An 18,834-nucleotide genomic window follows, 5' to 3' on the forward strand; every position below is an offset into this window, starting at 1 on the left:
TATGGCTTCTTAAGCGTACTTAAAAATAAAAGACATTTACAGTGACCCTGGAGAAGTATGCCTTCTTCAGGGTCTTTTTGTTGTACTTTAAGAAGTTTAACTTTATTAAAGGATTAAAGTATAAGAAACTCCCATGCTTTCGCCATAAGGACTTGGTGATAAGCAAACTTTTTCTAATGATAACGATAATGTATTAATTTCCTACAGGAATGATGGAGGTGAGGAACATATGGATCGAGATGAACAATATATCAAGTTGGCTATTGATATGGCAAAACAGACAGTAGGCCAGACCTCGCCGAACCCATCTGTAGGAGCGGTGATTATGAAGGATAATGAAGTGGTCGGACTTGGGGTCCATGTGAAAGCAGGTGAAGCCCACGCGGAAATAAACGCCTTGAAGATGGCGGGTGATAGGGCAAAAAATGCAACGATTTATGTCACCCTGGAACCTTGCAGTCATTATGGAAAAACACCACCGTGCGCACAGGCAATTATTGATGCCGGAATAAAACGAGTGGTGATCGCTTCCGATGACCCAAATCCGAAGGTAGCCGGAAGAGGCATCAAAATGCTGGAAAATGCCGGAATTGAAGTGACAACTGGTGTATTGAAAGAGCAAGCTGACAGCTTTAATACTAATTTTTTCCACTTCATTGAAACTGGTGAACCTTACGTTTATTTGAAAACCGCAATGACTCTGGATGGGAAAATTGCTACTTCAACTGGGGAAAGTCAATGGATTACAGGCGACGCTGCCCGAAACGATGGTCACCATTATCGTCGTCGTTGTGATGCGATATTAGTTGGCGTACAGACCGTAATCAATGATGATCCGAAATTGACTACCCGCATTGAAGGTAATGGCAAAAACCCGGTACGCATCATACTCGACAATCATCTTAGGACACCACTTTCTTCTCAACTGATTCAAAATGATGAGGCTCCTACCTGGATTATAACGAGCAGCAGGGTCTCCCCACATCAATTGAAAGCATACCGGTCCAAAGACCATGTCGAGGTCATCTCATTGAAATCTCCCGCAATCAAGATCCCGGAAGTGCTGCGCTATTTGGGTGAGAAGGATATTACTTCTTTACTTGTAGAAGGTGGAGGAACGATCGCCGACGCTTTTGTACGCGCTGGAAAAGTCAGTGAACTGGTCGCTTATATCGCTCCAAAGCTGTTGGGCGGTAAAGATGCTCTTACCCCTGTAGAAGGAAAAGGATTCGAGCAGTTGAAGCAAGCGCTCCATTTACGTATTTATTCAACGGAAATGGTTGGTGAAGATATAAAAGTGACCGCCATTCCAAAGGGGAGAACTTAACATGTTTACAGGTATTGTAGAGGAAATTGGAGAAATCCAATCCATCACATCTAAAACAGAAGCGATGGAAATAACCATTACAGCTAATACTATTCTTGAGGATGCAAAGCTTGGGGACAGTATTTCCATTAACGGTGTATGCTTAACGGTTACTGAAATTAAAAATAAGTCTATTTCTTTCGATGTCATGCCAGAGACCTATCATGCTACGAATTTAAATGAGTTGAAAAAAGGCAGCAAAGTGAACCTGGAGCGAGCGATGGCAGCAGATGGCAGATTCGGAGGTCACCTTGTTTCCGGGCATATCGATGGAAAAGGAACGATTGTCAGCAAAAATAGCCGAGCGAATGCGGTTTATTATGAGATATCTTTATCCAATGATTTACTGGGGTATTTTGTTTATAAAGGATCGGTCGCTGTCGATGGAACGAGTTTGACCGTTTTTGGAGTCAGTGAAGATACTATCACGATATCGTTGATTCCACACACGATGGAACATACAGTCCTAGGTGCGAAAGGTGTCGGGGATAACGTAAATATTGAATGTGACATGATCAGTAAATATGTTGCCCATTTTCTATCTGGTCAACATAGCCAAAAGAGCCAATCTTCAAACTTGACGAAAGCCTTCCTGGATGAACACGGGTTTGGAGGAAATTGAGAGAGGTGACCGAAATGTTTGACTCTATTGAGCAAGCGCTAGAAGATTTGAAGCAAGGAAAGGTCGTTATTGTCTGTGATGATGAAGACAGGGAAAATGAAGGGGACCTGATTGGACTGGCGGAATATGCGACACCAGAAATGATCAACTTTATGATTACTTATGGAAAAGGATTAGTCTGTGCTCCAGTCAGCCAGCCGATTGCTGAAAAACTGGATTTATTCCCAATGGTAGAAAAAAACACGGATTCGCTGGCAACGGCTTTCACTGTCAGTATAGATCATAAAAATACAACAACAGGAATATCAGCTGCAGAGCGGGCAGATACCATCAAACAACTGCTTAACCCTGAATCGAAACCAGAGGATTTTAATAAACCTGGCCATATTTTCCCTTTATTGGCGAAAGAAGGAGGAGTCATGCGCCGTGCTGGTCATACAGAGGCTGCAGTAGATTTAGCTAAGCTGTCTGGCTCAGATCCTGCTGGGGTTATATGTGAAATCATCAAAGAAGATGGAACGATGGCAAGAGTGCCTGATTTGCGAAAAATGGCGGATGAATTCGACCTGACGATGATCACAATCGAAGATTTGATCAAATACCGTAACCGTTATGAGAATCATGTCAAACGGGAAGTGGAAATCAACCTTCCAACAGAATATGGTGATTTCAAGGCTTATGGCTATACCAATGATGTTGATTTCCGAGAACATGTCGCTTTAGTTAAGGGGGAAATCAAGTCGGATGAACCTACATTGGTACGGGTCCACTCCGAATGCCTGACTGGTGATGTATTCGGTTCTTACCGTTGTGACTGTGGGCCACAGCTTGAGGCTGCCCTCCGTCAAATCGAAGAGAATGGCAGTGGAGTTCTATTGTATATGCGCCAGGAAGGACGCGGTATCGGCTTGTTGAACAAAATGCACGCTTACAAGCTGCAGGAGCAGGGGCTGGACACCGTAGAAGCTAACCAAAAGCTGGGCTTTGCCCCTGATTTAAGGGATTATGGCATTGGAGCCCAGATTTTGAAGGACCTGGGCATCACCAAACTGCGCTTATTGACAAATAATCCGAGAAAAATTTCCGGCTTGGGCGGGCATGGATTAGAAGTCGTAGAACGATTGCCGATTCAAATGCCTAGTCGAGTTGAAAATGAGAAATATCTGCAAACGAAAAAGTCAAAGCTTGGTCATTTATTTCATTTTTAGGAATTGAAGGAGGAAAAGTACATGGTTAAACACTACGAAGGAAATCTGGTCGGATCGGACTTAAAAATTGGAATCGTTGTTGGACGATTTAATGATTTCATTACCAGCAAGCTATACGAAGGCGCGCTCGACGGGTTGAAGCGTCATGGAATAGATTTAGACCAGGTGGAAGCAGCCTGGGTTCCGGGGGCGTTTGAAATCCCGATGATCGCTTCCAAAATGGCTGAATCCGGTAAATATGATGCGGTCATTACCCTTGGAGCTGTCATCAGAGGTTCCACCCCTCATTTTGATTATGTATGCAGTGAAGCCGCTAAAGGAGTATCTCAGGCTTCAAGCAAAAGTGGCATCCCTGTGATTTTCGGTGTCATCACTACGGATACGATTGAACAGGCAATTGAGCGGGCTGGCACGAAAGCTGGCAACAAAGGTTGGGAAGCAGCATCGGCAGCTATTGAAATGGCTAACTTGAATAAAATGCTCGGATAATAATAGAAAAGCTCACGCCAATGGTGCGTGAGTTTTTTTTTTGACTAGGACAAGATTAAATTTTCATATAATTAAAAATAAGCAACAAACCATTGATAGCTGCATAAAATAGCGGTATCTTATTTAAAACCAATTAAACTGATAAGTATTATTAGTTTAAGAGGAGCTTTACCATTTCTTAGATGGAGAAAGGTGTTGATTCATGTGTTGGTTGGTTTGAATATTGCTATCTTACTTGTACTTATCGGAGCGTTGGTTAAGTTGCAGCAAAAACATTTTTCATTCAGCAAGCGTGTATTCGCAGGGTTAGGGTTTGGGATTCTGTTAGGAGTATTTTTACAAATTGCATACGGAGCAGAATCAGGCATTGTAGCTCAAACGACAGATTGGTACAGTATTGTAGGCCGTGGTTATGTTCGATTGTTAATGATGATTGTCATCCCGCTCGTCATGGTATCGATTATCCAGTCGATCATCAATTTAGAAAAAACATCCGAATTAGGGAAGATGTCAGGGTGGATCATAGGTATTCTGGTAGCTACCGCCATGGTAGCGGCAGTCGTAGGGGTTGGCAGTTCTCTTGCCTTTGATTTGAATGCGGAACAGATTGAAGCGGGGCAAGCGGAACAAGAACGAGGAAGCTTTATGGAAGAACGGTTAGGTGAAGTAGAAGGGATGACTACTCCTCAGAAGATTCTACAATTCATTCCTTCCAATCCGTTCCAGGATATGACCGGTGACAGAGCAACTTCTACTATAGCTGTTGTTATTTTTTCAGCGATTGTCGGGATTGCGGTTCTTGGGGTAAGAAGGAAGAATCCAGAGCAAGCGGCGGTCTTTATTAAAGGGGTTCATGCCGTTTATGCAGTTGTTATGCGAATTGTTACCCTGGTGCTTCGTTTGACCCCATACGGCATTATGGGTCTGATGGCAAGTACAGTTGCCCAGACGAATGTGGCTGGAATATTGGAACTGGGGAAATTTGTGCTCGCCTCCTATGTAGCCCTATTGGTGATGTTCGTGCTTCATCTGGTATTGCTAGCGTTTGGAGGTCTGAACCCATTCACTTATGTGAAAAAAGTATTACCGGTATTAGGATTCGCCTTTACTTCCCGCTCCAGTGCAGGGACAATTCCGTTAAATATTTCTGCTCAAAAAAATAGTCTTGGGGTAGATGAAGGGACTGCGAACATGTCCGCTTCATTCGGAGCTACTATCGGTCAGAATGGTTGTGCCGGTATCTATCCCGCAATGCTTGCTGTTATGATCGCACCTACCGTGGGAATCGATCCACTCAGCCCCGGTTTTCTGGTCCAACTGATTTTGATAATCGGGATCAGCTCCTTTGGTGTAGCCGGAGTTGGGGGAGGGGCTACTTTCGCAGCTTTGATTGTGCTGTCTTCCATGAATTTGCCCGTTTATTTAGCAGGATTACTCATATCCGTGGAACCACTGATCGATATGGGAAGAACAGCCTTGAACGTCAACGGTGCCATGACCTCGGGAACTTTAACATCACGTATTTTAGGAAAACTTGATGTGATTAAATTCAATGATAGAGATGCTATTGAAAAAGATATTGCCGTCTAGATCTATATAGGTACAGGTAAAACCCCTGTTGGTCAAATGATTGATCAATGGGGGTTTGTATGTTTTAAAATGGAGAAATATAAAGGATAGATTGTCGGTTGCTGATTGTTAATGTCACCCGACGTTAATTTCGAATGATCTCGCTGGGAAAGATGCCGAAATTATGAAATAATTGAGAATAGCAAAAAAATCGGCAATAGATGGAGGTAGACAGTATGAAAAACAACCAAAAGAACATGGAAAAATATGCAGATTTAGCCCTTACAAAGGGAGTCAACTTACAAAAGGGACAAGGCTTGATTTTAAATGCACCATTGGAAGCTTCCGAGCTAGTACGGATTATCGCTGCGAAAGCTTATGGTAAAGGTGCGAAAAACGTCCATGTAGAATGGAATGACGAAATGCTTTCGTACATGAAATTGAAAAACGCTCCAATGGATGTACTGACCAACTTTCCAAAGTGGAAAGCGGAAGGATTAGAGGAAATGGTCAAAGATGGATATTCTTTATTGACCATTTACGGTCCTGATCCTGATTTGATGAGTGATGTGGATTCCGAACGAATCGCTGCTACTAATAAAGCAAGCGCTCAGGCACTGACCACCTACCGCGACTATGTCATGAATGATAAAGTATCCTGGAACATCATTGCCTTCCCTCAGGTGGCATGGGCGAAGAAAGTATTCCCGAATCGCACGGAAAAAATGGCGATTGATAAATTATGGGATCAGATTTTCAAGATTACCCGTGTCGACCAGAATGATCCGGTAGAAGCCTGGAACGAGCATAATGAAACATTACGTCAGGCACGAGAATTTCTAAATGAAAAGCAATATCGCAAGCTTCACTATAAAGCACCTGGTACGGATTTGACGGTTGAACTTCCAGAGGGACACATCTGGCATGGCGGTTCTACCAAAACAAATGACGGCATCGAATTCAACCCGAATATTCCTACGGAAGAAGTGTTCACGATGCCGCATAAATATGGAGTCAACGGGAAGGTGACGAGCACTAAACCATTGAATCATGGTGGCAGCTTAGTAGAGAATTTCACACTTGTATTTGAAGATGGAAAAGTAGTGGATTATAAAGCAGAAGCAGGGGAGGACACCTTGAAACATCTGCTTGAGACGGATGAAGGAGCTAAACGGTTGGGTGAGGTCGCCCTTGTACCCCATGAGTCACCAATTTCGCAATCTGGCCATGTTTTCTTCAATACCTTATATGACGAAAATGCTTCCTGCCATTTAGCTTTGGGCAAAGCCTATCCGACGAACATTGAAGGTGGATCGGATATGAATAAAGAAGAGATGGATCAAAATGGAGTTAATGACAGCCTGGTCCACGTCGACTTCATGATGGGATCGGAAGATTTACAAATTCAAGGTGAGTTAGATGATGGCACTACCGAACCAGTCTTCATTGACGGTTCCTGGGCGATCGATTTTAAATAATAGAACGAAGGTATCTCAAGCAGCTGATTCGGTCAGCTGCTTTTTTTATGGTCTGTTACAGACTGGTTACGGAGTTTATCAACCCACTTAAAATTACATAACATCTATTTGAAAATACCCTATAATACGCCATTTGCGTATAAAATGAAAAATGATCACCTGTTTAAAAACCACAAAAAAGGTGAATAGAGTGAAGGATGATTTTAAAATAAAAAAGGACTGAGGCATATGAAGCGCGATGCATTGTTTGATAATGCGAAAGTAATCTTGATATTCCTTGTAGTGTTCGGCCATATGATTCAACCGTTCACAGATGGATCGAAGCCAATGTACACGATGTATATGTGGATTTATACATTCCATATGCCAGCTTTTATATTATTGGCTGGATTTTTTGCGAAAGGTGCAGGGAACAAGGGGTATATTGCTAAATTAGCTAAAAAATTACTTTTTCCTTATTTGATGTTCCAAACGATTTATACAGGATATTTCTTTTTTATCGGAAAAGAAGGCTGGGCGAGCGGACTGTTCTACCCACATTGGTCATTATGGTTCTTAGTCAGTATGTTCTGCTGGCATCTGCTGCTGCAATTGTTCAGCAGAATTCCGCCCATTACCGGGATGGCAATTACAATTGCGATAGGAATTCTGGTTGGCTACTTTGATACAATTGGTCATGCCTATAGTCTATCGAGGACGTTTGTGTTTTTCCCATTCTTCCTGGCAGGCTACTGGCTGACGAAAGAAAACATCGCAAAATGGCGTACCATGCCAGTAAGGATTGCTTCATTAGCTGTGATGGGTATAGTCGCCGGGCTGCTATTCTTCCTGCCTGAAATAAACTCAGGCTGGTTGTTAGGGTCCAAGTCATACGAAGTGTTGGAGCTTGCAGATGCGGGTGGATTAATACGCTTGAGTATTTATATCCTTGCGGGTCTAATGATTGTCAGTGTCATGGCCTGGATGCCCCGAAGAGAGATGAGAATTACCAACTTGGGACAGAGGACGTTGTATGTGTATTTACTCCATGGTTTCTTCATCCAATTCTTCAGGCAAATCGATGCGTTCAAGGTGGATAATATCATGGACGTCGTAGGTTTAGCTGTATTATCGATGCTGATCGTACTATTGCTATCAAGCAAACCTGCATTGACAGTGGCAAAACCCTTCATTGAAGGAAAGCTTCCTTTGTTAAGAAAAAGGCAGCAAACCTCCTAAATAGCTAACACAAAGCCGTATCTTCCAGGCTTTCCTGGATAGATACGGCTTTCTTATTTTCTATCTGCGTTGGAACAGCTGTGGTTACTTTGTTTGAAATAACAGGAAATGTGAAATAGTAAGTAGAGAGAGTTTCAACATTAAAGGAGGAGATGGCGACGCCATGGCTAAGAAAGTATTAATGATCGTAACGAGCACTCAAAAAATTGATGAAGAACATGAAACAGGACTTTGGCTTTCTGAGTTTGTTGAGCCTTACATGGAATTTACACAAGCCGGGTATGATGTGACAACTGCAAGCCCTAAAGGAGGAAAGATTCATATTGATCCGAACAGCTATTCCAACGAGCTTCCGGATGAGTGGGATGATAGTGTCATGGATCCCTTGAACAGTACAGTGAAATTGGATGACATCACACCTGAGAACTATGATGGAGTATTCCTGCCTGGTGGACATGGGACCATGTTCGATTTCCCTGATAATGAAACCTTGCAAAACGTGCTGCAGCACTTTGCCGATAACGATAAGCTGATCGGTGCGGTATGTCATGGACCAGCCGGGTTTGCCGGTGTCAAAGGCAGCAATGGAGATTCTATTGTAAAAGGAAAGAAAATCACAGGTTTTACTGATGCGGAAGAACGCGATACAGGACTTGATGGGTTAATGCCATTTATGTTGGAAAGCAAGCTCCGCGAAGAAGGTGCAAAATTCATTACGAAAGATAACTGGGAAGACCATATACAAATAGATGGAAACTTCATCACGGGACAAAATCCGCAATCCAGCCTAAGCGCTGGTCGGGCCTTTGTCGATGAAATGAACAAGTAGTCTGTAAAATAACAATACCCCGGAGCCCTCCAATATCTGGAGGCTCCGGGGTATATTTTTTTATTAAAATATAAAATGAGCTACAAGGACGATGATCGGCAATGTGATCAGGGTACGAAGGAGGAAGATGATGAATAGATCCTTCATGTTGACGGGAATTTTAGAACCGAGCAACAATCCACCGACCTCAGACATATAGATCAACTGAGTAACCGACAGCGTAGCGATAATGAATCGGGTCATTTCACTTTCAATAGATGCACCAATGATGGCAGGTAAGAACATATCTGCAAATCCAACAAGAATAGTTTCTGACGCTTCTGCCGCATATGGTACCTGCATCAATTCCAATAGTGGGATGAACGGATAACCCAGCCAGGTGAAAAATGGTGTGAATTCAGCGATCACAAGGGCGATCGTACCTAGCGCCATGACGATTGGTGCTACACCCATCCACATATCCAGGATGTTCTGTGCACCTTGTTTAAAGAACTTTTTCACACTAGTTTCTTTGCTGCCGCGTTCAACAGCCTGCTGATATGCGTAACTGAACACATTATGTTCTTCTGGAATTTTTTCTTCGACGTCTTCCGCTTCTTCGGTTACATACGTGCGTGCTTTATGTGAAAGAGGCGGAATCCTTGGCATAATAAGTGCCGCAACAAAACCGGAAAACCCTACGGTCAAGTAAAACGGTACGAACATATGCGCCAGGCCGACTTCACTGATAACTACCAGACTGAAGGTGATAGATACCACAGAGAAGGTAGTACCAATAACAGCAGCCTCCCGCTTGGAATAGTATCCCTCTTCATACTGTTTACTTGTCAATAAAACACCGATGGTTCCGTCTCCCAGCCAGGAGGCGATAGAATCGATGGAAGAACGCCCCGGCAGCGTGAAGAGTGGACGCATAACTTTCGTCAATAACACACCTACCAGTTCTAACAGTCCATAGTTAAGTAATAACGGTAAAAATAAACCGGCGAATAAGAAGACTGCAAACAAAACATGTAGTAATGAATCCAGCAGCAGCCCACCGGTGTTCTCGGAAATGATTGCTTCAGGTCCGATTTGATAATAGACCATGATTGCGAAAATCATTCCCAGGATTCGCGTAATAAGCCATACCGGCGATACATAGAATAAAGATTGGAAAAACGGGAATTGGTCGAGTAAGGCAGGTCCCGTCAATCGGATGACAATAGATCCAAGGGCCGTAATGGAAATGATGATCATCATGATAAACGATAACTGATCAGCAAGTGCTGTCTCTACCCATCCCGATAAAATAGCAATCGGAATAGTGATGATTTCCTGACCATCTTCGGTGGTATCGGCAAAAGGTACCATAAACAGGATGATACCGATTAAGGATGGAATAATAAATTTCAAATGATCGGCTATACGATAATTTTTCATGGGGTACACTCCTATAATGTGATATAAAGGATATTCATAAAAATACAGCAAAATTAATTTTAATACAAAAAGGGTAAATTGCCAATAGAAATTTTTTGAAGCGATCAGAAACCGAAACGTATTTAGGAGGAAATATGATGATGCGTAACTTTTCGACTCCTAGAGTAGTGGTAAGCAAGTGCCTGGAATTCGGCCCTGTCCGTTACAATGGAGAAGCTATTCCCGATAAAGTAGTACAGCGCCTCGATGACTTCGTGGAGTTCCTGCCTGTATGTCCGGAAGTGGAAATCGGACTCGGGATCCCCCGGGATGTCATCCGGCTGGTAGAAGCGGATGAAGGCTGTCAGCTTATCCAGCCGAAGACCGATAAAAACTTGACGACAACCATGATGAGTTTTGCTGCAGAATATCTGAACAAGTTATCAGATATCGATGGTTTTCTATTAAAAGGCAGGTCTCCAACATGTGGAATTTCCGATGTTAAAGTATATAGTCAAGGTAAGAATCCTCAAGTCGTTCGGAAAACCGACGGCATTTTCGCCCAGGAAGTGTTGAAAAGCTTTCCCGGGTTGGCAATTGAGGAAGAAGGCCGTTTGAAAAACTTCACATTGCGTGAGCACTTTCTGACAAAGCTGTTTACCCTGGCGGCTTTTCGAGAACAAAAAAGAACAGAGAAAGTAAAAGGGCTCATTGATTTCCATTCAAAAAACAAATATTTATTTATGGCATACCACCCTCAATTAGTGAAAGAAATGGGGCGGTTGACAGCTAATCATGATTCCTTGCCTGGCGACACCGTTTACGCCCGCTATGAGGAAAAATTAAAAGAACTATTGGGAAATCCAGCTTCCCGTCCGTCACACATCAATGTGTGCGAGCATATTTTCGGCTATTTTAAACACGATATTACTGGCGATGAAAAAAGATATTTCCTTGATGAACTACGGCAGTATCACGAAGAAAAGGTTCCACTTAGTACGGTGTTGGCAATTTTGAAAGCGTGGACGATCCGTTTCGATAAGAAATACTTAAAAAGGCAGACATATTTTGAACCCTACCCGATGGAACTGGTGGAAATATCCGATTCAGGCAAGGGGAGGGCCTATTCGTAACAAGCATCAGCCTATATAGGCAGCGAGAATACGATCAACAGACCCGCCGTAGCTTTCCCCGAACAGGTTCAAGTGGACTAACAGGTAAAATAACTGATAGATTTCTTTTGTATCATGATAATAGAGAGGCAGTGGGTGCATTTCGTTATAGGCTCCATAAAATTGTTTTGGAAATCCCCCGAACAGTTCCGTGAAGGCTAGCTCAAATGAACGATCTCCATAAACGACGGACGGGTCGATCAAACAAGGTTCTCCGTCCGGGCCTGCCATCCAATTCCCTCCCCAAAGATCACCGTGGAGCAGAGAGGCTCCTGGACGTTTGGGGATCCATTTTTCCAGTTGGGTGATTAATTGCTCCAATTTTTTTCTGCGCTGATGGTTCATTAAACCCTGTCTGGCTGCTAATTCAAACTGGGGAAGAAGTCTTTGTTTCTGATAATAACTTAACCAGTCTTCGAATAATCCATTAGGCTGTGCAAGTGTGCCGATAAACGTGTCACCTTCAAAACCGTAGCGCTCATTTTCAACCTGATGCATTTTGGCCAGCTTACGTCCCAACCATTCAGCCGTATCGCTTTTAGGCGAGCCGCTGATCCACTCCATCACCATTGCCCCGGCCGCTCCATTTTCCGGTAGGTCAAAATAGTAGACATACGGGACGCGTATCGTATTGGTTTTTCGAATTAGTTCTAAACCCTTGGCTTCCACCTCGAAAAAGTTTGCAGGAATATCTTTATTTATTTTGATAAAATAGCTATTCTCTCTGGTAGTGACGTGAAAAGCTTCATTGATATCTCCACCTGCCACCTGATCTATCGCCCCAATAGCAGAGTGGTCTCCAAGGTTGTGTAAGGCGTTTTGAACCGTTTTATTCATCTAAATCCCTCCAACACACGTATACCCCGTATTTCATGCTAACATTCCTTCAACGTGGGAGTGGCCATTGCCTCACGGTATTGTTTAGGCGTTTGATGGACATATTTTTTAAACACAGAGGTATAGTAACTTTGGTTGCAAAACTGAAATAACCGAGCTATATCAGCAATCGAAGTGGACGTGTGCAGCAGAAAATATTTCGACTCCTCTATTCTTTTTTCATTGATGAACTGGACAACGGATATCCCCACCTCTTTTTTAAACAGGTGGGACAAGTAGCTGGGGCTGACGTAACATGCCTGTGCAATTTCTTCTAGTGTCAAGTCAGATAGTATATGTTCATGAAGGTAAGTAATCGCTTTATTGATGACCGGGCTATAAGGGAGTTTCTCTGCTTTTTCTACGGTTTGAATAAACTCCTTCAACATCGAATGTTCAAGCTGATAAATCGCTTGAGTGGATGTGAGGTGTTCTATCTTTTCTATGTATGCATTATTTAGCTTGAAGGCCGTTTCCGGGTCTACTCCGCCTTTGATAGCTGCACGGGTGAACAAGGTACATGAGCTGATCACTGAATTTTTAAGTGTCCGGAGTTTAGATTTGGCGCAGGAAAGACGGTTAGTCTGGTTGATATTTTCAAGTAATAATACTGCCCGATCCATATCTTTATTGGAAATGGCTTCTAACAATTGTTGTTCCATCAGATAAGATGGGTTTGCGTGAGGGATTTTTTTATTATGGATTCGCATGCTCATAAACTGGTCTATCATCGTTTGCTTGATTGTCAACATCATGATGCCCCCTAAGCATTTAAAAATATGTAAAATGAACGGTTTAACCACTATTGTAAGCGATTTCAATTAAAAATTAAAGATGTTCTATTTTTTAAGAGGGAGGGTGTTTGCGAGTACAGCTTTAAGGGAAAAATTAAAGTTGGTACAAGATTGTGCGGACTCGTTAAACGGACATAATTTAAGCAGGGAGGAGTAATGGGGATGAGTTGGAAAATTGAACGGCATTCTATCAAAGAATTGGATTTGAATAATGAAGAAAGCTTATTTTTTCTCGGCAATGGCTATATTGGAGTTCGAGGAAACTTTGAAGAATCATATGGAAGGGCAGTGCCAACTGTACGTGGCACCTATTTGAATGCTTTTCACGACGTGATTGATATCCCCTATGGGGAGAAATTGTTCGCGTTTCCTGATACGCAACAGAAAATGTTGAATGTCATTGATGGACAGACCATCCATATTTATTTAGGAAAAGAAAAAGAGCATTTTTCTATTCAGGAAGGAGAGGTTCTCGAATACGGAAGAAGCCTTCATCTGGACAAAGGGAAAACGGTGAGGTCGATCAAGTGGAGGTCTCCGTTGGGTAAAGAAGTCGAAATTTATTTTGAGCGCGTGGTCTCATTTGTACACCGCGAGTTGTTCTTTATTAAAGTTTCGGTAATTCCTATCAATTTCAATGATACCATCACGATTGTATCCACTCTGGATGGAGAAGTTGAAAACTTCGTAGACCCAGGAGACCCAAGAGTCGGAGCGGGACATGCCAAACTATTGCATGTGAACGAATCGGAAATTTTTGAAGAAAATGCTTTTATTAAAAGTAAGGCAGAGAGATCAGAACTGGAAATGGCCTGCCTGAGTTATCATAAAGGACTTGATGATAAGCTGGTGGATGTATGTAAGGAAGCAGATGAGCAGCGGATTGTTTTCACGTATGAATTTCAAGCCGATCAGGGTAAGCCTGTTGTATTCAGTAAGTGGAACATTTATGTCGATGATCTACGCCATAATGGGGATTTACGTCAGAAGGCTGTTCGGATTAAAGGGCAGTTAGACAGCATCCAGGAAGACCAGCTGTTGGAGGCACAAGAAAAATACCTCAAACAATATTGGGAGCGGAGCGATGTAGAAGTAGACGGAGATGAGGCCTTGCAGGAAGGAATCCGTTTCAACCTTTATCATTTGCTGCAATCTGCTGGAAGAGATAAATTCAGCAATATCACGGCTAAAGGTTTAAGTGGGGAAGGCTATGAAGGGCATTATTTCTGGGATACAGAAATTTATATGATTCCTGTATTTTTGATGACAGCACCTGAGCTGGCCAAGCAACTGCTGGTCTACCGCCATTCGATTTTAGACAACGCTCGTAAACGAGCGTTAGAAATGGGACACAACCAGGGAGCCCTTTTCCCATGGAGAACCATAAACGGGGAAGAATGCTCCTCCTATTTTCCTGCTGGAACTGCTCAATATCATATTAGTGCAGACATTGCCTACAGCTATATTCAGTATTATCATGCAACCGGAGATGAGGACTTCCTGGTGGACTACGGGGCGGAGGTACTGATGGAAACTGCCCGACTTTGGATCGATATGGGTCATTTCCGTAGGGATGGCACCTTTGCAATCGACAACGTCACCGGACCGGATGAGTATACCTGTATAGTTAACAATAATTACTATACAAATGCTATGGCTAAGCATAATCTGGAATGGGCTTATCGTGTCTATGAAAAAATGAATAATTGGCAGAGTAAGGATTTTGAAACGCTATGTGAGCGGCTGGGCCTTACAGAAAAAGAAGTGGAAAGCTTTAAGCGAGCTGCCGAGGCTATGTACCTGCCGTATGATGAAAGTCTGCAAATTAATGAGCAGGATGACAGCTTTCTAAATAAAGCGGTTTGGGATTTTGAAAACACACCGAAGGAACACTACCCTTTATTATTGCATTACCACCCTTTGACTTTGTACCGTTATCAAGTGTGTAAACAGGCAGACACGGTGCTTGCGCATTTTCTGCTGGAAGACTATAGCGATGAGGAGACGATCCAACATTCCTATGATTACTATGAGCGAATTACCACGCACGACTCTTCACTGTCTTCCTGTGTATTCAGTATGATGGCGTCCAAGCTTGGAAATATGGATAAAGCCTATCATTATTTTGAAGAAACCGCCCGGCTGGATTTGGATAACACTCACGGGAACACCAAAGACGGGCTACACATGGCTAACATGGGAGGAACCTGGATGGCGATCGTATTCGGGTTTGCCGGCCTCCGCATTAAACCGGATGGGCTGCATTTAACACCGAAGCTCCCTGAGCAATGGAACAGTTATGGCTTCCATATTCATTACCACGGCCGGCCGATCAAAGTGAAAGTCTCCCGCGATGAAATCGCGCTCGATTTAGTGGAAGGAGATAGTGTGAAGCTGTTTGTAGATGGAGAAGAAGTGGAAGTATTACCGGATGAAACAATAAGATTATCCTTTTAAGAAAAAGCAAGCTTCTTGATGGAGCTTGCTTTTTTACATAGTTCAGGAAACGGTCACGCTTATTAAAAGAGGTCGTACGTTTACTAGAATATAAATAAAGCCGTGCCAAAACCTGAGCTGAGGCTTTGGCACGGCACTTTTTGCTTGCGTTTTCGTATTTAATGGAAAGGGTTTTTCAGTACAGGCTCCTGGAACAGCTTTTCATACGCGTAGATAGTTTGCGCTTCTTTAAAACCAAATTCACGATACAGACTTTCTGCCCCTTCATTATTCGTGCGTACCGAGATGGTTACTTCCTCCAAGCCCAGCACGAGAAATGCGTATTGTAGAGCATGGTCAATCAGTACCGTGCCGATTCCCTGACTGCGCTCGTCCTGATCGACGTTGACGAAGCAGATTTCCCCTTCTTCATTCGGTATGATCGTTTCAAAGTATAGATAACCTTTGAGCTGGCCTTCCGTTTGATAGCCCCATAGCTTATTAGCTTCCTTGCGGGATAGTGTCAACATTTCCTGGGTGGTGTAATAAGCCCCTTTTGGGTGAAGGCGATTGATCTCTGTTTCGTCATCATCCATGATTTCTACAACATTGCGAGCATCATGCTGGCCGGATTGGTAGTCATAGCGGTGGATAGCCATCGTCTTTTCAATATTATATAGGTGGAAACGATGTCGTTCACAAAAGTCTATCAAATGACTATTGGCTTTAAAACTGGCTACCTTTACAGCATTAAAATGCTGCTCCATCGTAAAGGCTGCTTTATTCCATAAACCTTCCATCACTTCTGTTTCCTGTTCAAGAGCGAACGGACCGAGCAGACGGCACAGTTTTTGCTCGAAAAATGGCAGGATGCCCAGGAATCCTATAATCTTATTATTCTCCCAGGCTACATACGCCAGGGGATCAGTGAATTGCGTCAATGTCCAAATTTGTTCATAGATTTCGTTTCGGTCGGAAGCAAGCCATGCGACGAAATGCTTGTCCTGCTCGTTCATATGATAGAGCCATTCCGAAACTTTCTGTAAATCTTTTACTTCTAACTCTTTTATATGCAAAGGTATTCGCCTGCCTTTTTCTTTTAGCATGCCATAGAATAAAGAAAAAACCAACCGGAGAGTGTCTCCGGCTGGTTTTGTTTATTATCATTTTTTACCTTTTTCTTTATAGTCTACACTGTAACTAAATGGAACAGGATTCAAGTTGTCTTGTGGAGCAGCATAGTAGGTGGTCATGTATGTCTTTCCACTTTTGAACAATTGTTTCAATTGTAGAGCTTCTTCTTCAGTAACATTAAACGGATCAACATGAAGGACGCGATGTTTGCCATTTTTCTTTTCGTTGATAAAGCTTACCCCATAGTTAACATAGTTTTCTAACAGTTCATCCATGGACTTGAAGCTTTCCATGCTTGTACCATCATAGCTAAGTCCAATTTCAGGAACTTCAATGTTATCGACAAACCAACCATCTCCGTTAGATCCCCAGTCAGTTAAATAGCGAAAAGAAATGTGTACTTTCTCACCGGCATAGTCAGATAGGTCAAACGTTTCTTTTTGCCAGTCTTCATAATGACCGGTAAAGCCAGGAAGGTTGTCTTTGATTTTAGGATAACCTTGCTCAACTACGTCAGAACGGGTATTTTCGTTTGCTAGGGAAGTCCAAGTTTGGCCGTTATCCGTTGATACTTGTACCATACCGAAGTCCCATTGTTCTTCGATATCGATAAAGTTATCGAATTGAAGTGTTGCTTCATTTGCATTAGTCAAGTCGGCTTCAAAGATAATGTTATTGTCTAACTCATCACCATTGCCACCCCAATAAACCTGGTTATCAGAACCTAGTGGATCGACTACAGTTTCCCACTTCGTTGGTGTAAAGTCTACTCCATTGAAATTGAAGTCTTCAATTTTTGCATTTTTTTCAAAATCAAATACTTTGTAATCCGTACCCCATGCAGGGACGCCTTCTTTTTCATAAGTCTTAGCTTTTTCAAAGTTTACAGTCTTACCACGCTTTTTGCCATCTTCCACTTCCAGGTCCCGCAGGTCAGCGTTTTGGAAACCATAGATACCGCCCTTGAACTTATCGTCATCAATTGTTAGTGCTGTAGTAAAGTCGCGATATACTTCATTGAATGTTTTGTTGATTCCGAAGTCCTTTAAAGCTTTCTCATAGCTTTCAATGCTATTGAGTTCACTAGTAGCTACTGAGCGGATAAATTCTTGACCGAACTGTTCATAGTTATATAGCGTAAACAATTGCACCAGACCATAGTCTGCGATAGTCTCTGGACCTGTTTCTGCTCGTACGTGCTCATCCCAGTTCGTCAAGGAGTTTTCTGGATGGTCCAACAGGAAGTTGATGGATCCTTCATCAATACCATAGCCGCCCAGGAATTCAGAGAACGTAGACATTCCTTCGTTCAACCAGGAAGTTTCGTCCGAGTCATTATCGTCATGAATCAAGTGCTGTAATTCATGGATAGTCGTTCCATAGAATGTACTTTCCAAGCGTTCTTCCCAGTTATTTGTATCAATAGTAATAATATTACGATCTACATACATTTCTAAAGTGCTCCAGTAGAAACCAGCAACAAAGAATGGATAAGTTGGATCTTCGTAGTTATCATCCTGGATGTTATCGACAAGCATAACGATTTTGTCGCCTTCTCCTTGGTAGTAACCTTCAGGAACGATACCCAAATCTTCTAAAACTGCATCTGTCCCGTCATGGCTGTCAGGAGTACCAAAAAATTCAGTGTCTGTAGGGTAGATGTTGTTATCGAATTCAGCAGTGAGCTTGTCCACTTGCTCTTGAGTCACTACATGTGGTTCACGTGGGTCTCCCTCAGGGAAACTAAGGTCGTTAGCTACCCAAATTTCGACATGCTCGCCTTCGCTGCGAAGTGTGAATTCTTTGAATCCAAGGTTGCGGTCCAAAAACTGTTTAGTTTCGCCAACCGCATAAGACTGACCAGCTGCTTCACCTTCAGAAGAAGTAGTTGAGTCTTGAATGAAATCAGTGTTTTCAGCCGCTTCCTTAATCTTCTGCTTCGCTTCCTTCTGGAAGTCTTCATCCTGAGACTGCTTTTCCAACAATCCGTCGATGTCGATGCGGTCTGTGTAACGCTCCGTGTTGAAGTTGCTGTACTTGCTTTCAGCATTGACGTTTCCTGCGCCTGCAGCTGGTGCAAACAGGGACAACGTCAACGCGCTGGCAGATAGCAACGCTGTGAATTTCTTATTCATTGTGATTCCTCCCCCTAAAATTCATGGAATATTTTCCATATGGTTATAATTATCGCCAAAATTCGGAAAATTGTGAATGGTAAAAAAGGAGGGAATTTATCCCATTA

General features: G+C 42.7%; 15 protein-coding genes. 10 read left to right on the forward strand and 5 right to left on the reverse strand.

The features are described from left to right. Positions 1–229 precede the first annotated feature (229 nt). The 8 genes from ribD (at position 230) to ACGTN9_RS02285 (ending at position 8,779) form a co-directional block, all read left to right on the forward strand. Positions 230–1,327 (forward strand): bifunctional diaminohydroxyphosphoribosylaminopyrimidine deaminase/5-amino-6-(5-phosphoribosylamino)uracil reductase RibD, encoded by a 1,098-nt coding sequence (ribD, locus tag ACGTN9_RS02250; RefSeq protein ID WP_499590105.1) that lies wholly within the window; start codon positions 230–232, stop codon positions 1,325–1,327. 1 nt (position 1,328) lies between these two features. After that, on the forward strand, positions 1,329–1,988 hold the full coding sequence (gene ribE, locus ACGTN9_RS02255; RefSeq protein ID WP_499590107.1) for a riboflavin synthase: 660 nt from the start codon (positions 1,329–1,331) through the stop codon (positions 1,986–1,988). 14 nt (positions 1,989–2,002) lie between these two features. Then, a complete protein-coding gene (locus tag ACGTN9_RS02260) occupies positions 2,003–3,196 on the forward strand; it encodes a bifunctional 3,4-dihydroxy-2-butanone-4-phosphate synthase/GTP cyclohydrolase II (protein WP_499590109.1) in 1,194 nt (397 codons plus the stop codon). A 21-nt stretch (positions 3,197–3,217) separates the two neighbouring features. After that, positions 3,218–3,685: a 6,7-dimethyl-8-ribityllumazine synthase gene (gene ribH / locus ACGTN9_RS02265; RefSeq protein ID WP_499590111.1), complete on the forward strand. Its 468-nt coding sequence runs from the start codon at positions 3,218–3,220 to the stop codon at positions 3,683–3,685. Positions 3,686–3,880: 195 nt separating this feature from the next. Then, positions 3,881–5,275, forward strand: a complete 1,395-nt coding sequence (locus ACGTN9_RS02270; protein ID WP_499590113.1) for an L-cystine transporter — start codon at positions 3,881–3,883, stop codon at positions 5,273–5,275. A gap of 215 nt (positions 5,276–5,490) precedes the next feature. Further along, complete coding sequence (locus ACGTN9_RS02275) at positions 5,491–6,732, forward strand: aminopeptidase (RefSeq protein WP_499590115.1); 1,242 nt, start codon at positions 5,491–5,493, stop codon at positions 6,730–6,732. 228 nt (positions 6,733–6,960) lie between these two features. Then, positions 6,961–7,950 carry an acyltransferase family protein gene (locus ACGTN9_RS02280; protein WP_499590117.1) on the forward strand — a complete coding sequence of 330 codons (990 nt, stop codon included), beginning with the start codon at positions 6,961–6,963 and terminating at the stop codon, positions 7,948–7,950. A gap of 163 nt (positions 7,951–8,113) precedes the next feature. Then, positions 8,114–8,779, forward strand: coding sequence for a type 1 glutamine amidotransferase domain-containing protein (locus ACGTN9_RS02285; RefSeq protein ID WP_499590119.1), 666 nt, complete (start codon positions 8,114–8,116; stop codon positions 8,777–8,779). A gap of 63 nt (positions 8,780–8,842) precedes the next feature. Here ACGTN9_RS02285 and ACGTN9_RS02290 read toward each other — a convergent pair whose 3' ends face one another. Beyond that, positions 8,843–10,201: a YjiH family protein gene (locus ACGTN9_RS02290; protein ID WP_499590121.1), complete on the reverse strand. Its 1,359-nt coding sequence runs from the start codon at positions 10,199–10,201 to the stop codon at positions 8,843–8,845. 140 nt (positions 10,202–10,341) lie between these two features. Between ACGTN9_RS02290 and ACGTN9_RS02295 the strand changes: the two genes are divergently transcribed. Then, complete coding sequence (locus ACGTN9_RS02295) at positions 10,342–11,313, forward strand: YbgA family protein (RefSeq protein ID WP_499590514.1); 972 nt, start codon at positions 10,342–10,344, stop codon at positions 11,311–11,313. Between the two features lie 6 nt (positions 11,314–11,319). Here ACGTN9_RS02295 and ACGTN9_RS02300 read toward each other — a convergent pair whose 3' ends face one another. After that, positions 11,320–12,189 carry a fructosamine kinase family protein gene (locus ACGTN9_RS02300; RefSeq protein WP_499590123.1) on the reverse strand — a complete coding sequence of 290 codons (870 nt, stop codon included), beginning with the start codon at positions 12,187–12,189 and terminating at the stop codon, positions 11,320–11,322. 38 nt (positions 12,190–12,227) lie between these two features. Further along, the gene (locus ACGTN9_RS02305) at positions 12,228–12,980 is read right to left on the reverse strand and encodes an AraC family transcriptional regulator (RefSeq protein ID WP_499590125.1); all 753 of its coding nucleotides are present in this window, start codon (positions 12,978–12,980) and stop codon (positions 12,228–12,230) included. A 204-nt stretch (positions 12,981–13,184) separates the two neighbouring features. On the opposite strand from ACGTN9_RS02305, the gene ACGTN9_RS02310 reads away from it, so the two are divergent. Further along, positions 13,185–15,479: a glycoside hydrolase family 65 protein gene (locus ACGTN9_RS02310; RefSeq protein WP_499590127.1), complete on the forward strand. Its 2,295-nt coding sequence runs from the start codon at positions 13,185–13,187 to the stop codon at positions 15,477–15,479. Between the two features lie 158 nt (positions 15,480–15,637). On the opposite strand, the gene ACGTN9_RS02315 is transcribed toward ACGTN9_RS02310, so the two are convergent. Together ACGTN9_RS02315 and ACGTN9_RS02320 are read right to left on the reverse strand one after the other, a co-directional pair. Further along, positions 15,638–16,564, reverse strand: a complete 927-nt coding sequence (locus tag ACGTN9_RS02315) for a GNAT family N-acetyltransferase (protein WP_499590129.1) — start codon at positions 16,562–16,564, stop codon at positions 15,638–15,640. A 57-nt stretch (positions 16,565–16,621) separates the two neighbouring features. Beyond that, positions 16,622–18,727, reverse strand: a complete 2,106-nt coding sequence (locus ACGTN9_RS02320; RefSeq protein WP_499590131.1) for a peptidase M6 — start codon at positions 18,725–18,727, stop codon at positions 16,622–16,624. Between the last annotated feature and the right edge of the window lie 107 nt (positions 18,728–18,834).

Origin of the sequence: Halobacillus sp. B23F22_5, assembly GCF_043497085.1 — a bacterium.
GTDB lineage: Bacteria > Bacillota > Bacilli > Bacillales > Halobacillaceae > Thalassobacillus.

What these genes read in the sequence shown, in the direction of transcription:
- ribD (WP_499590105.1), top strand. Translation starts at nt 230, where the DNA reads ATGGATCGAGATGAACAATATATCAAGTTGGCTATTGATATGGCAAAA.
- ribE (WP_499590107.1), top strand. Translation starts at nt 1,329, where the DNA reads ATGTTTACAGGTATTGTAGAGGAAATTGGAGAAATCCAATCCATCACA.
- ACGTN9_RS02260 (WP_499590109.1), top strand. Translation starts at nt 2,003, where the DNA reads ATGTTTGACTCTATTGAGCAAGCGCTAGAAGATTTGAAGCAAGGAAAG.
- ribH (WP_499590111.1), top strand. Translation starts at nt 3,218, where the DNA reads ATGGTTAAACACTACGAAGGAAATCTGGTCGGATCGGACTTAAAAATT.
- ACGTN9_RS02275 (WP_499590115.1), top strand. Translation starts at nt 5,491, where the DNA reads ATGAAAAACAACCAAAAGAACATGGAAAAATATGCAGATTTAGCCCTT.
- ACGTN9_RS02280 (WP_499590117.1), top strand. Translation starts at nt 6,961, where the DNA reads ATGAAGCGCGATGCATTGTTTGATAATGCGAAAGTAATCTTGATATTC.
- ACGTN9_RS02285 (WP_499590119.1), top strand. Translation starts at nt 8,114, where the DNA reads ATGGCTAAGAAAGTATTAATGATCGTAACGAGCACTCAAAAAATTGAT.
- ACGTN9_RS02290 (WP_499590121.1), bottom strand. Translation starts at nt 10,201, where the DNA reads ATGAAAAATTATCGTATAGCCGATCATTTGAAATTTATTATTCCATCC.
- ACGTN9_RS02295 (WP_499590514.1), top strand. Translation starts at nt 10,342, where the DNA reads ATGCGTAACTTTTCGACTCCTAGAGTAGTGGTAAGCAAGTGCCTGGAA.
- ACGTN9_RS02300 (WP_499590123.1), bottom strand. Translation starts at nt 12,189, where the DNA reads ATGAATAAAACGGTTCAAAACGCCTTACACAACCTTGGAGACCACTCT.
- ACGTN9_RS02305 (WP_499590125.1), bottom strand. Translation starts at nt 12,980, where the DNA reads ATGTTGACAATCAAGCAAACGATGATAGACCAGTTTATGAGCATGCGA.
- ACGTN9_RS02310 (WP_499590127.1), top strand. Translation starts at nt 13,185, where the DNA reads ATGAGTTGGAAAATTGAACGGCATTCTATCAAAGAATTGGATTTGAAT.
- ACGTN9_RS02315 (WP_499590129.1), bottom strand. Translation starts at nt 16,564, where the DNA reads ATGCTAAAAGAAAAAGGCAGGCGAATACCTTTGCATATAAAAGAGTTA.
- ACGTN9_RS02320 (WP_499590131.1), bottom strand. Translation starts at nt 18,727, where the DNA reads ATGAATAAGAAATTCACAGCGTTGCTATCTGCCAGCGCGTTGACGTTG.